Origin of the sequence: Marinobacter daqiaonensis (assembly GCF_900115285.1) — a bacterium.
Taxonomy (GTDB): Bacteria; Pseudomonadota; Gammaproteobacteria; order Pseudomonadales; family Oleiphilaceae; genus Marinobacter; species Marinobacter daqiaonensis.
This window is the reverse complement of sequence record NZ_FOYW01000001.1, coordinates 1-13,408: the sequence shown is the minus strand read 5'-3', so window position 1 is coordinate 13,408 and position 13,408 is coordinate 1. Positions and strand designations below refer to the sequence as shown.

General features: G+C 59.0%; 10 protein-coding genes. 9 read left to right on the top strand and 1 reads right to left on the bottom strand.

The window, feature by feature from the left end; translation table 11 throughout:
• A complete protein-coding gene (gene smrA / locus BM346_RS00050; RefSeq protein WP_092013101.1) occupies positions 1-582 on the bottom strand; it encodes a DNA endonuclease SmrA in 582 nt (193 codons plus the stop codon).
• 195 nt (positions 583-777) lie between these two features.
• On the opposite strand from smrA, the gene BM346_RS00045 reads away from it, so the two are divergent.
• The 9 genes from BM346_RS00045 to BM346_RS00005 all read left to right on the top strand — a co-directional run bounded on the left by BM346_RS00045 (position 778) and on the right by BM346_RS00005 (position 13,234).
• The gene (locus tag BM346_RS00045; RefSeq protein ID WP_092008289.1) at positions 778-2,691 is read left to right on the top strand and encodes a putative nucleotidyltransferase substrate binding domain-containing protein; all 1,914 of its coding nucleotides are present in this window, start codon (positions 778-780) and stop codon (positions 2,689-2,691) included.
• A gap of 13 nt (positions 2,692-2,704) precedes the next feature.
• Positions 2,705-3,412 (top strand): 3'-5' exonuclease, encoded by a 708-nt coding sequence (locus BM346_RS00040; protein WP_092008288.1) that lies wholly within the window; start codon positions 2,705-2,707, stop codon positions 3,410-3,412.
• A gap of 309 nt (positions 3,413-3,721) precedes the next feature.
• On the top strand, positions 3,722-3,988 hold the full coding sequence (locus BM346_RS00035; protein ID WP_092008287.1) for a DUF4212 domain-containing protein: 267 nt from the start codon (positions 3,722-3,724) through the stop codon (positions 3,986-3,988).
• A gap of 5 nt (positions 3,989-3,993) precedes the next feature.
• Positions 3,994-5,763 (top strand): sodium:solute symporter family protein, encoded by a 1,770-nt coding sequence (locus BM346_RS00030; RefSeq protein ID WP_092008286.1) that lies wholly within the window; start codon positions 3,994-3,996, stop codon positions 5,761-5,763.
• Positions 5,764-5,889: 126 nt separating this feature from the next.
• Complete coding sequence (locus tag BM346_RS00025) at positions 5,890-6,393, top strand: hypothetical protein (RefSeq protein ID WP_092008285.1); 504 nt, start codon at positions 5,890-5,892, stop codon at positions 6,391-6,393.
• Positions 6,394-6,416: 23 nt separating this feature from the next.
• Positions 6,417-9,932, top strand: a complete 3,516-nt coding sequence (locus BM346_RS00020; RefSeq protein WP_092008284.1) for a hybrid sensor histidine kinase/response regulator — start codon at positions 6,417-6,419, stop codon at positions 9,930-9,932.
• A complete protein-coding gene (locus BM346_RS00015; protein ID WP_092008283.1) occupies positions 9,929-11,578 on the top strand; it encodes a tetratricopeptide repeat-containing response regulator in 1,650 nt (549 codons plus the stop codon). Before BM346_RS00020 ends, BM346_RS00015 begins: the two co-directional genes overlap by 4 nt.
• Positions 11,575-12,294, top strand: coding sequence for a sensor histidine kinase (locus BM346_RS00010; RefSeq protein WP_174805173.1), 720 nt, complete (start codon positions 11,575-11,577; stop codon positions 12,292-12,294). Before BM346_RS00015 ends, BM346_RS00010 begins: the two co-directional genes overlap by 4 nt.
• A gap of 181 nt (positions 12,295-12,475) precedes the next feature.
• Complete coding sequence (locus BM346_RS00005; RefSeq protein WP_092008282.1) at positions 12,476-13,234, top strand: response regulator; 759 nt, start codon at positions 12,476-12,478, stop codon at positions 13,232-13,234.
• The last annotated feature ends 174 nt before the right edge of the window (positions 13,235-13,408 follow it).

Here is a 13,408-nt window from a genome sequence, read left to right as displayed (position 1 = left end):
TTAACGGGCTCCGTGGAGCTCCCGGTTACGCTGTTTCTGTTGATCGCCCTTGCGCACCATGACATAGACGGCACCGGTACCACCATGGTGCTTCTGGGCTGAGTGAAACGCCAGGACGTCCTCCAGCTCCGGCAGCCACTTCGCCAGGTAGCTCTTCAACTGAGCAATGCCATCGGGATTACGCTCACCCTTGCCATGGAGGATGATTACGGAGCGCAGTCCATAGTGGACGCAATCCCTGATGAACCTGAACACCTCCCGGCGGGCCGTCTCAACCGTCATCCTGTGCAGATCAAGCCGGGCCTCGATGGGATAGTGGCCCAGGCGCAGCTTGCGAAACACGCCGTGCTGGACGCCGGGACGCTGCCAGCTGAGAATATCGTGGGCAGTCAACGGGTCCACATCCGCCGCCGTGAGGGGGTTGGCATCCCGCAACGGTGAATCCACGGCTGAACGTTGACGCTCCAGGTGACCCGGCGTCAGCTCCCTCGGCGTGGAGACTTCCGCCCGGTTTGGCCGCCGGATGCGACGGACATCTTTCATCTGCTCGAGAAATATCAGGCGCTCGTCTTTCGAAGTCATGGTACTGGCCAGGCTGAGCAACTTGAAAAAGGCACTTTACCACCGCCCACCAGCGGCATAAAGCGGTAAACCGGGTCGGGGTGTGCCTTGGTCACTATACGACCAAAGACCGACACCAGACGCCGGGCGTCTTGGGTTACACTGACCAAAAGACAATAAAAGAGTTCAGGACAGCCTCATCGGAGCGGACTACCCATGACCCAGGAACAGGAAGCTTCACTGCCTCAGAACACCCGGTCCATCATGGCATTTCTCAGGGAGCACGCGCCTTTTTCCGGGATGGACGACGCCCACCTGGCGGTGTTTGCCGAGCACGCCAGCCTCCGTTTCTATGGCGACGGCGACAAGGTACTGTCCCCGGACGACGGGCCGGTCACCTCTCTGTACGTTGTCAAGCAGGGTCGCATCCGTGGAGAGCGCCTGAATCCGAAAAGCGGTGAACCTGAAACCACCTTCGAAATCAGCCGGGGCGAATGTTTCCCGCTGGCGGCCCTGGTGGGAGAGCGACCCACCCAGACCCTGCACCGGGCATCCGGCGATACCTTCTGCCTGGTTCTGGACCACGAACACTTCGTTATCCTGTTTTCCGAGAGCGAACCCTTCCAGGATTTCTGCCTGCGGGGTGTCAGCAGTCTTCTGGACCAGGTGAACCGGCGCATCCAGTCAGGTGCCATGGCATCGCTCGGCTCGTCGAACTCACTGGATACGCCCCTGGAGCGCTACGCCCTGCGCAACCCCATCGTATGCTCACCGGACACGCCAGTACGCAAGGCGGTGGCCAAGATGCATGACAACAACGTCGGCAGCATCATTATCACCAATGATCAGCGTCATCCCCATGGTATCTTTACCCTCAGGGACCTGCGGACCCTTGTCGCCGAGGACCGCTGCACCCTCGACACACCCATCAGCCAGGTCATGACGCCTGAGCCTCGCAGCCTGCCGGCCAGCGCCGATGCCTTCGAAGCCGCCATGATGATGGCGGAACACCACTTTGCCCACATTTGCGTGGTTGATGAGGATAAGTGTTTGATCGGGGTGGTCTCCGAGCGGGACCTGTTCTCCCTGCAGCGTGTGGACCTGGTTCACCTGGCCAGGACCATCGGCACCGCCACACACCTGCAGGCCCTGATCACGCTGAGAGAGCATGTTTCCCGGCTGGTCGACTCCATGCTGGCCCATGGCGCGGACTCCGGTCAGGTAGTGAAGATCATCACCACCCTTAATGACATCACGGTTCGTCGCGTACTGGAACTGAACCTGAAGAAAAACGACCCGGGCATCCCCTTCACCTGGCTGACCTTTGGGAGCGAGGGGCGGCAGGAACAGACTCTGCTGACCGACCAGGATAACGGCATCCTCTTTACCACGCCGGACGGCATGACCCCCGATCAGGTGCGGGAGAAGCTCCTGCCCTTTGCCGAAACGGTCAACCGGGAACTGGCCGAGTGTGGTTTCACCTGGTGCAAGGGCAACATTATGGCCAGTAATCCGAAGCTGTGCCTGAGCGTCGACGAATGGGACGAATGGTTCCTCCGGTTTATCGACGCCTCCACACCCCAGAACCTGGTGTACTCCTCCATCTTCCTCGATATGCGGGCTGTCTTTGGCCCCCGGGAACCCCTGGAGGAATTACTCGACAAGGTTCTGGGACGTATCCGTAAGAACGACCTGTTCCAGAAGATGCTGGCCGGCAATGCCCTTCAGCGCAAGCCGCCACTGACCATCTTCCGGGGCTTCCGTTATGTGAAGGAAGGGGACCGCCACAGCCTCGATCTGAAACGACAGGGTCTGGCGCCCTTCGTGGAGTCGGTCCGGGTCTTTGCCCTTGCCCATGGCGTGGCGACCGCCAACACTCTTGAGCGCATGGACGAGCTGGTCGACAAGGGCGTTTTCGATGCCAAGGACGCCAATGCCTGGAAGGAGGCCTACAGCCTGATCCAGGCCATTCGCATGCGGGCCCACCAGGAACAACTGGAACGGGAGGAGGAACTGTCCAACTACATCAATCCGGACAACCTCAACCCCCTCGATCGCCGCATTCTGCGAGAGTCATTCCGCCAGGCTCAGCGACTCCAGCAGAAACTGGAAATCACCTATCAGCTTTAGGGGCCCCAGGTACATGCTCGAAGACCTGAAAGACTGGATTAGCGAAAAGCTTACGGGGTCGGGTGACCACCCGGACCCGAACGACCTGCCGGTGCCAAAATTACCCGCCGACCAGGAACTGCATGACCAGCGATTCATCGTGCTGGATCTGGAGACCACTGGCCTCAATCCCGCCAAGGACAAGGTCATCGCCATTGGCGCCGTTACTATTGATCGCCTGGAGATCCCCCTTGTCGATCAGTTCGATCTGATCCTCCGCCGCCCCGAGCTGGACATCAGCGAGACCGTCCTGATCCATGGCATTGGCCCGGAAGCCCTGACCAGGGGCCATGAAACCAGGGATGCCCTGTTAAGGCTGCTGTACTGGATGAACGGCGACCCGATACTGGCGTTCCATTCCGCCTTCGACCGGAAGTTCCTGCAAAAGGCCCTGCGACAACAGCTGGGCTATACCCAGACCCACACCTGGCTTGACGTGGCCGAGCTGATGCCCGCTTTTTTCCCGAATGCCCTGGAGGGCAGCAAACGTCTCGATAACTGGACCGAGCATTTCGGCCTGGAGATAGGCGCCCGCCACCATGCCGCCGCGGATGCCCTCGCCACTGCCGAGCTCACCCTGATTGCCTTCAACGAGGCACGTAAACAGGGCATAAACACCCTCGATGAGCTGTATCGGAAGCTGAAGTATTTCCGGCACCTGAACACCCTGCGCAGGATGTGAACCAGGTCTCGACAAGTGCGTCCGAAGGACCTCGATCAAGCCTTGTTTATCGGGAAAAATCAGCTATCTATGTAGTGGCGCGACTCACTTAGACCTTTTGCCAATATCCATTAACTTTATGACAGGTAAAGTCAGGGATGCTAACCAGCAGGAGTAAAACCAATGAATAACACGCTCTCGTGGTTGCGCCCCCGGGACAGCTCCCACCAGAGACCTGTTCATTGGAGACTCACCTACAACCGGGTGCCTGTCACCTTAAGCTAACTTTCAAGCGTCTAAACCCTACAACAACAAAACAGGAGACCTGTTATGTCCGACGCAAACAGCAATGCTGTACAGTATTGGAAGGCGAACCTTCGCCTGATACTGGGGAGCCTTATCATCTGGGCCCTCGTATCTTACGGCTTCGCCATCCTGCTTCGCCCTTTGCTTGCCGGAATTCCCGTCGGCGGCACAGATCTCGGGTTCTGGTTCGCCCAACAGGGCTCCATCCTGACCTTTATTGGCCTGATCTTCTTCTATGCCTGGAGAATGAACAAGCTGGACAAGCAATTCGGTCTGGATGAGGAGGAGTAACTCCAATGAGCCAATTTGCCATTAACATCATTTTTGTCGGGGGCTCGTTCCTCCTGTACATCCTGATTGCCATCTGGGCGAAAGCCGGAAGCACCAGCGATTTCTACGTTGCCGGCGGCGGTGTTCATCCGATCACCAACGGTGCGGCTATCGGTGCCGACTGGATGTCAGCCGCCTCCTTCATATCCATGGCAGGTCTGATTGCGGCCGGCGGCTACGCCAACTCCACCTTCCTGATGGGCTGGACCGGTGGTTACGTGCTCCTGGCCATGCTACTGGCTCCGTACCTGCGGAAGTTCGGCAAGTTCACGGTACCCGAGTTCATCGGTGACCGCTTCTACAGCCGCAATGCCCGCCTGGTGGCGGTACTGTGTCTGATTGTCGCCTCCGTCACCTACGTTATCGGCCAGATGGCCGGTGCCGGTGTCGCCTTCTCCCGCTTCCTGGAAGTCGATGCCACGACCGGTCTGATCATTGCCGCGGTGGTGGTCTTCATCTACGCCGTACTTGGCGGCATGAAGGGTATCACCTACACCCAGGTTGCCCAGTACTGCGTGCTGATCATTGCCTACACCATTCCGGCTATTTTCATCTCGCTGCAGCTGACCGATAATCCGATCCCGGCCCTGGCGATGTTCTCCACCCATTCGGAATCCGGCATGCCGATTCTGGAAAAGCTGAACCAGGTCATTACAGATCTGGGCTTTGCCTCCTATACCGCCGACGTGAGCAACAAACTGAACATGGTGCTGTTCACCCTGTCGCTGATGATCGGTACCGCCGGTCTGCCCCACGTCATCATCCGCTTCTTCACCGTTCCGAAGGTCGCTGATGCTCGCTGGTCCGCCGGCTGGGCCCTGATCTTCATCGCCCTGCTGTACCTGACCGCTCCGGCTGTGGCCTCCATGGCTCGCCTGAACCTGATGACCACCATCTACCCTGAGGGTACTTCGGCACAGCCCATCGAGTACGATGAGCGCCCACAGTGGATTCAGGAGTGGGAGGTCACCGGCCTGATCACCTATGAGGACAAGAACAACGACGGCCGCATCCAGTACTACAACGACGCCAATCCTGAGTTCGCAGACGAGGCCGAGGCACGTGGCTGGGAAGGCAACGAGTTCTCCTACAACCGGGATATCCTGGTACTGGCGAACCCGGAAATTGCAAACCTCCCCGGCTGGGTTATCGGTCTGATTGCAGCGGGTGGTCTGGCAGCGGCGTTGTCAACAGCGGCAGGCCTGTTGCTGGCGATCTCATCCGCCATCAGTCACGACCTGATCAAGGGCGCCATCAATCCAAGCATCTCCGAGAAAGGCGAACTGCTGGCCGCTCGGATCGCCATGGCCGTCGCCATCGTGGTCGCCACCTATCTGGGTGCAAACCCGCCAGGGTTCGCCGCACAGGTGGTTGCGCTGGCCTTCGGTATCGCCGCCGCTTCCCTGTTCCCGGCCCTGATGATGGGCATCTTCTCCAAGCGGGTAAACAACACCGGTGCCATCAGCGGTATGCTTGCTGGCCTGGTCTTCACCCTGGTTTACATTTTCGTGTACAAAGGCTGGTTCTTCATTCCGGGAACCAACAACCTGCCTGACACCGCCGCCAACTGGGTACTGGGGATCTCCCCGCTGTCCATCGGCGCCGTCGGTGCCCTGGTCAACTTCGTGGTGGCATTCGTAGTGTCCAACGCTACCGAAGAACCGCCTCAGGAGATCCAGGACCTGGTGGAAAGCGTTCGCTATCCCCGCGGTGCTGGCAAGGCAGTGGATCACTGAGACATAATATGCCCCGCATTCAGACGCTGATCTGAACGGGTTGATCCAGAACGGGCCTCCTTTTCAAGGAGGCCCGTTTTTTACGGAACCTCACAGCGTATTTCGGAGGTTTCTCGAGGAAGTACTATGTTCTGGAATTTTGTTGCAACCATTGTCTGCGGTCTTGGCGCTGCCGGCATTGCCATGGGTATTCGCGCAGCGACACGTAATAAAGCCCCCCGATGGCTGATCCCGGTATTCGCCGGACTGGGCATGATGGGTTTTCAGATCTACATGGAATACAACTGGTACGACCATATGACCACTCGTATGCCACCGGAGTCGGTGGTGGTCAGCACAGAGGCACAGGCTGAGTTCTGGCGTCCCTGGAGCTTTTTCTACCCCCAGATCAACCGCATCACGGTATTGGATACCAGCAGTGTCAGACGTAGCGCAGCCAGTCCGGAGACGGTCCGGTTACAGCTTCACCACTTCCGCCAGACCTATGGCGGCCGTGTGTCCAGCGGCACCTGGCTACTGAACTGCCCCAGCCGTGAACTGGTCGCCCTTGACGAAAACGGCAAGCCCGACACCAGTGAGGCCCGGCGCCTGGGTCCGCAGGACGCCCTTTTCCAGAGGGTCTGCAACTGAACCATGAGGGGGAGTGACACGACGTGATCAGTGTCTGGCTGCTGGTAGTCATTTCCATCGCCTACATCTCCCTGCTGTTTACCATTGCCTGGGCAGGCGACCGCCACCCGGGCCTGTACCGCAACAGACTTGCCCGCCCCCATGTCTACGCCCTCTCCCTGGCGGTTTACTTTACCTCCTGGACATTTTACGGAGCGGTGGGAAGAGCGACCCAGGAAGGCCTGGCGTTCCTCCCCATCTATCTTGGACCCCTGCTGGTTTTTCTGTTCGGTTCACCGGTGCTGCGGCGGATCATCTACATCAGCAAACGCAGTAACAGCACCTCCATTGCGGATTTCATCGCCTCACGTTACGGAAAATCCCAGTCCCTGGCCGCGCTGATCGCCATTTTCGCACTTGTGGGAAGCGTGCCCTACATTGCCCTGCAGCTGAAGGCCATCTCCCTGGGCTTCAGCGCCCTGTCTGACAATGACGTTGCCCAGATCGCCAATCGACCGGCATGGAACGATTCGGCCCTGTACATCACCCTGGTGCTCGCCGTATTCACCGTGCTGTTCGGCACTCGCCACCTGGAGTCCACCGAGCACCATCGTGGCATGATTCAGGCCGTAGCCTTCGAATCGGTGATCAAACTGGTGGCCTTTGTCGCCGTGGGCATGTTCGTGGGCTACGGCATGTACGGCGGTTTCGGCGACCTGCTTACCCAGGTTCGCGAAGCGGATCTTGTCGGACAGCTGACCTGGGACGGTATAGAGGCACCGGCCTTCATCACCCAGACCATCGTCGCCATGCTGGCGATACTGTGCCTGCCACGCCAGTTCCACGTGATGGTGGTGGAGAACGCTGATTACCGGGACTTCAACACAGCGCGCTGGGCGATGCCCGCCTACCTGGTCATTGCCAGCGCCTTCGTGCTTCCCATAGCCGCGGCCGGCCTGCTCCACGACCACACCGCCGGGGTCAACCCGGACATGCTGATACTGAGTCTGCCGATCCTTGAAGGGCAGACCTGGCTGGCCATACTCGCCTTTCTCGGAGGTGGTTCAGCGGCAGCCGCCATGGTAATCGTATGTTCGGTGGCGATCGCCACCATGGTCAGCAACGAGATTGTCATGCCGGGCCTGCTGAAGTTTTTCAGACCAAGGATGAATCGCCGGGCGGACCTGAGCCACCTGCTGTTGAGCATTCGCCGGGTGACCATTTTCCTGGTACTGCTCGCATCCTATGGTTTCTATCGCCTCGCTGGCGCCGATTACAGTCTCACAGCGTTCGGGCTGCTCTCCTTCGCCGCCGCCGCCCAGTTCGGCCCTTCGCTCATCGGCGGCATTCTGTGGCGTCGTGGGAACTACAATGGCGCTATCTGGGGTCTTGGCCTGGGCTTTGCCATGTGGTGCTACACCCTGCTGATCCCCGCCCTGGCCTCAACTGGCTGGCTCAGTGAGACCCTTATCGATCAGGGACTCTGGGGCCTGAGCTGGACTCGCCCGACCGCCCTGCTGTGGCTGGACCTGGATATGATCAGCCACGGCATCATCTGGTCACTTGGCATCAATACCCTGACCTATGTGACCCTGTCGCTGCTGACCCGTCAGAGAGTCCGCGAAAAAATCCAGATGGCATCCTTCTTCCATGAACCCCATCCCCGGGCGGAAACCTCGCAGCAACAGGTATGGCAGGGTGAAATCCTCACTGCAGACCTTCAGGCTCTGGCAGAGCGCTTCATGGGAGAGGAGCGCGCCGAAGCTCTGTTCACCAATTACGAGCGCCGCAATGCCATGAGACTGGCACCGCAGCGCCCGGCATCCAGTCATCTGATGCGATACATCGAACGTCAGCTCGCCTCGGTTATCGGTGCCTCGACAGCCAGGGTGGTGCTGGAATCCACCCTCACCGGTCGCGACATGCAGATTGAGGATGTGGTCAGCATCGTCGATGAGGCCTCCCAGGCCATGACCTTCAGTCGGGAATTGCTGCAGTCGGCCATCGAGAACATCAGCCTGGGGGTATCGGTGGTCAACCACCAGCAGCAACTGGTGGTATGGAACCGGCGTTATCTGGAACTTTTCTCATACCCCAAGGGGTATGTCCGGGTGGGCCGACCGGTTCAGGATCTGATGCGCTACAACCTGACCAGCGCCAACCTGCCGGCACGGCGTATCGACGAAATCATCAATGACCGCTGCGCAGCCATGAAGCAGGGACGGCCCATGTCCTATGAAAGGCACCGGCCGGATGGTACCGTGCTGAAGGTTGAGGGCAGTCCGATTCCGGGCGGCGGTTTCGTCACCACCTTCCAGGATATCACCGCCATGCGGCGGACCGAACAGGCCCTGAAGGAAACCAATATCTACCTGGAACAAAGGGTCAAGGAACGAACCCAGGAGCTGCAGGTCATCAACGAACAGATGCTCAAGGCCAAGTCCGTGGCGGAACAGGCCAACCAGAGCAAAACCCGGTTTCTGGCCTCCGCCAGCCACGACCTGCTGCAGCCACTGAACGCCGCCCGGCTGTTCGCCTCGGCGCTACAGAACAAGGTCACAACGGACGACACCCGGCAACTGGCAAACCACCTCGACAGCTCCCTTGGCGCAGCCGAAGAGATCATCAGCACTCTGCTGGACATTTCAAAGCTGGATGCGGGAGCCCTCGAACCGGACATCAGCAGTTTTCCCGTCAACGACCTTCTGCGCCACCTGGCCACGGAGTTCAGCGCCATTGCCAAGGACCAGGATCTGACCCTTACCGTGGTGCCCAGTACGGCCTGGATCCGCTCAGATGCCAAACTGCTGCGCCGCGTGGTCCAGAATTTCCTCTCCAATGCCATTCGCTATACCAATAGCGGTGGCCGGATACTGATGGGCTGCCGACGCCTGAAAGGCTATCTGAGAATCGAGGTGTGGGATACCGGTCCGGGCATTCCCGAAGATCAGCTGGCGCATATCTTCGAGGAATTCCGACGCCTGCGCCAGGGTCGTGACAACAAGGGATTGGGCCTCGGCCTGGCCATCGTTGACCGCATCAGCGGGATGCTGGGCCATCCGGTCAATGTCCATTCCCAGGTGGGTCGTGGCAGTACCTTCACGATCACGGTTCCTGCTGTTCCTGCTGGAGAGCCGGTACCACAACGGGCTCCGTCCTCTTCCGCGAGCCGGGGGCTGTCAACGCTGAATGGACTGCGGGTGCTGTGTATCGACAACGAGGCGCAGATTCTTGAAGGGATGGAAGCCCTGCTGACCAACTGGAAATGCAATGTATCCACTGCCTTGAGCCTCGACGAGGCCCGCGATGTTCTGGCCGGTTCCCCTCCGGATATCATGCTGGCAGACTATCAGCTCGACGACGACCGCAATGGCCTCGACGCAATGGACAGTCTCAGGAGTGACTTCGGAGCGACAATTCCCGGAGTCCTGATAACCGGCTATCTTGGTGAAGAGGTTCGTGAAGACGCAGTGAGCCGGGATTACCACATTCTCTATAAACCCGTGAAGCCCGCAGCCCTTCGGGCACTGGTGAACAAACTGATGAAAAAGCGAACATGACAGATCAATCAGGCAGCCATGACTATGGTCCCAGTTTGCGCAAACTCCGCTTTCTGGTGGTGGACGATTTTGAGAATTTCCGCAACTCCATGCGCCAGATGCTCAGATCCCTCGGCGCGGAAAAGATTGAGCTCGTCCATAACGGCTCTGCCGCCGTGCAACGGTGTACCTACGATCATTTTGATGTACTGCTGTGCAACTACAACCTTGGTGAAGGCAAAAGTGGCCAGCACGTGCTTGAGGAACTGCGCCACCGAAAGCTGCTTCATCATTCCTCCCTGTTTCTGATGGTCACCGCTGAGACATCCCGGGAGATGGTCATGGGAGCGCGGGAGTACCACCCCGACGCCTACCTGACCAAGCCTATCAATCGGGCCATGCTGGAGAAGCGCCTGGGCGCCCTCGCGGAGCGGCGGGAGGCACTGCTGCCAATCACCCGGGCGATGGACCTCGAGGATTACCCGGAAGCCATTCAGCAGTGCCTTGCCCTGCTACCGAAGCACCGGCGCCACCGGACATGGATCTACAAAACCCTCGCGGACCTCTATTTCCGTGTGGGCGACCTGGGCCAGGCCCGCAAGATCTATGACGAGGTGCTCAGCCAGCGTTCGCTGTCCTGGGCCAGACTCGGCAAGGCCCGGGTCATGCTCGCGGAAGGGTATCACGGGGAGGTTACCAGCGACCTCCAGCAGCTGATCGAAGATCATCCGGATTATCTGGAGGCCTATGATCTGATGGCTGAAAGCCTGAAGCGGACCGGCAAACCGGGTCAGGCACAGAAGATCCTGCTGAAAGCCGCCGAGCTCTCACCGAACGCCCTGCTGCGCCAGCGTGACCTGGCAACCCTCGCCACCCAGAACCAGGATATCGATACTGCCGCGGAAGCCTGGCGCCGCGCTGTAACCCTGGGCACATGGTCGGTACACGACAGCCCGGAACACCACCTCGCCCTCGGTCGCTCCCTGTCCGACCTGAGTGAGGCGGACCCGACCGGGGAAGGTCGAGAACAGGCGGACGAAGCCCTCCGTATATTGAAGCAGCTGGAACGTAAATTTCCCGAAGCACCGGATATTGGCGCACGGAGCATGCTGGTACGATCACGAATTCAGGCCGCCCGGGGAGATCGCGAGACCGCCCAAAAATACCTTGAAGAGGCAAGGTCCGCCCTCCCGGAGGACAAACTTACCGCTGATTCCGGACTGGATCTGGCCAAGAGCCTTTACCGGCTCGGGAATAACCAGGAAGCCGAGAGGCTCCTGTCTTCCCTGGCCCAGAAATTCGAATCGGAGCCAGAGGTACTGGAACAGATCGAAACCCTGATGGATGAGCCGGTGGGATTGCAGCAACGCCTCCAGGCACGAACCCTCAACCGCGAGGGCATCCAGGCCTATGAAAAAGGCGCCTTGGGGGAGGCGGCCGGACACTTCGAAAAGGCTTTGGACATCGTGCCCAATCATGCCGCGCTAAACCTTAACCTGGTCCAGATCCGGATGAAACAGATGGACGAAGGCGATACCCAGGTTGTGCGACAGCACGCCCTAGCACAGTGCAGACGTTGCCTCCAGGCACTTGAGAACCTGCCCCCGCAACACCGTCAGTACCGCCGCTACCTGGCCCTGAGAAGAAAGTTGGAGCATATCGAATGAGTCGGGACAACGAGAAATCCACCAGCCAGATTCAGGATCTTCCGGTACCGGACTTTTCCATGGTGATCGCCTCGGCGGTGCATGACATGAAAAATTCCCTTGGGATGCTCCTCAGTACCCTGGAGGACCTTCGCCAGGAACAACAGTCCCAGCTCGGCGACAACCCGCGAATGAATACTCTCCAGTATGAGGCGGAGCGCGTCCACAGCGATCTGGTTCAGTTACTGGGAATTTACCGACTGGGGGAGCACAAGCTTTCCGCTCATAGTGACGAGCACTATGTCGCTGACTTCCTCAGCGAGCAGGTCGCCCGCCACGAACCGTTGCTGAAGGGATACGGTATCGAATACAGCATCGAGACCAGCGCTGAAACCACCGGCTATTTCGACGAAGAGCTGGTGGCCGGCATCATCGCCAGCACCCTGAATAATGCGATCCGGTATACCAGCACCAGGATCGCTCTGAAGGCCCGGGAAGAGGACGGCTGGCTGGTCATCAGCATCGAGGACGACGGCGCTGGCTACCCGGCTCATATGAAAAATGCAGGGGATGCGCTGATCAAGGCCCCCGACTTCAGGACCGGATCAACCAGTCTCGGTCTGTACTTTGCCACGGCCATAGCCCGACTGCATGAAAACTGCGGTCGCCATGGGGACATACGTATCCGCAACGGCGGAAGCCTGGGTGGCGGGGTCTTTGAAATATGGCTTCCCTGATCGGCAGGAACGTGCATTGGTAGGAAATTGAGGCCATCGTTCAACAACTTGTCCCTCAATTTGCCAACTGGCTACTTGAATTGCCGGGCATCGAGAATTACCGTGTTTCAAGCCCTCAAGGAACCGCAACGCTGCTAACTCGCAGTGAGACGAGGGCCATCGTACTGACAGGGAGAAAAACATGCCCCGTGGCAACGCGCTCATCGTTGATGATTCCTCCACCGCGCGGATCATCCTCGCCAGATTGCTGGAAAAGGCCGACCTTACCAGTAAAGGGGTTGGTTCGGCCGAAGAAGCCCTGAGCCTTGTGCAACATGAGCACTTCGATCTGATTTTCCTGGATCACCTCCTCCCTGGCATGAACGGCTTTGACGCACTTGAGAAGCTCAAGCACCGTCCCGAATCCAGAGATACCCCGGTTTTCATGTACACATCCCAGAACGCCGACCGGTACGTACAGGACGCCAAGGCCAGAGGTGCCGCCGGCGTGATTGGAAAGCAGGTTGAACGGGAACAACTGATCCGTATGATCGACGCCATCCTGGCAAATGGCGAAGATGAGCCGGAACTGGCTGAGCCCGATGTCAGCCCCTACCAGACCGTCGCCGATCAATCCTACCTGAGGCGACTTACCGGCCGGCTCTCCACGCTCGAGATTGCCTACGAGGAAGCCAACGAGGATATTCGCACTCTGAAACAACACATGGCCCGTGTAGATGCGCGATTCCAGGAAGAGCTGGAAAGTCAGGTGAGCAAGGTGCGACGCCAGTGGATGCTGACCACCCTGGTGTTTGTCCTGGTGGCCCTGTTCCTGGGCCTGCAGATCAACAGTGTCTCGGAAACGGTAGACGGCCTGAATAACCAATTGAGGCTGGTGACCCAGATGATCGGGGGCCTGATGGAACTGGTTGGCGGCAACGGAGGAAATGGCGGCGGCTGATCGACTGTCTACAAAACCGAAGAAGCCCTGATGCCGGAAGGTATCGGGGCTTTTTTGTGGCTACAGGGTTTGGGAGACGTCCTGTGGGGTTACCGATCCAGTGTAGGAGCGGGCCTGCCCGCGAGGAGGGCATTCCTGTGGATGAGGTGCCTGCCTCCTCGCCAGCAGGCTGGC

Bases quoted from the DNA above. Each gene is read 5' to 3' on its own strand.
- smrA (WP_092013101.1), bottom strand. From the start codon at position 582: ATGACTTCGAAAGACGAGCGCCTGATATTTCTCGAGCAGATGAAAGAT.
- BM346_RS00045 (WP_092008289.1), top strand. From the start codon at position 778: ATGACCCAGGAACAGGAAGCTTCACTGCCTCAGAACACCCGGTCCATC.
- BM346_RS00040 (WP_092008288.1), top strand. From the start codon at position 2,705: ATGCTCGAAGACCTGAAAGACTGGATTAGCGAAAAGCTTACGGGGTCG.
- BM346_RS00035 (WP_092008287.1), top strand. From the start codon at position 3,722: ATGTCCGACGCAAACAGCAATGCTGTACAGTATTGGAAGGCGAACCTT.
- BM346_RS00030 (WP_092008286.1), top strand. From the start codon at position 3,994: ATGAGCCAATTTGCCATTAACATCATTTTTGTCGGGGGCTCGTTCCTC.
- BM346_RS00025 (WP_092008285.1), top strand. From the start codon at position 5,890: ATGTTCTGGAATTTTGTTGCAACCATTGTCTGCGGTCTTGGCGCTGCC.
- BM346_RS00015 (WP_092008283.1), top strand. From the start codon at position 9,929: ATGACAGATCAATCAGGCAGCCATGACTATGGTCCCAGTTTGCGCAAA.
- BM346_RS00010 (WP_174805173.1), top strand. From the start codon at position 11,575: ATGAGTCGGGACAACGAGAAATCCACCAGCCAGATTCAGGATCTTCCG.
- BM346_RS00005 (WP_092008282.1), top strand. From the start codon at position 12,476: ATGCCCCGTGGCAACGCGCTCATCGTTGATGATTCCTCCACCGCGCGG.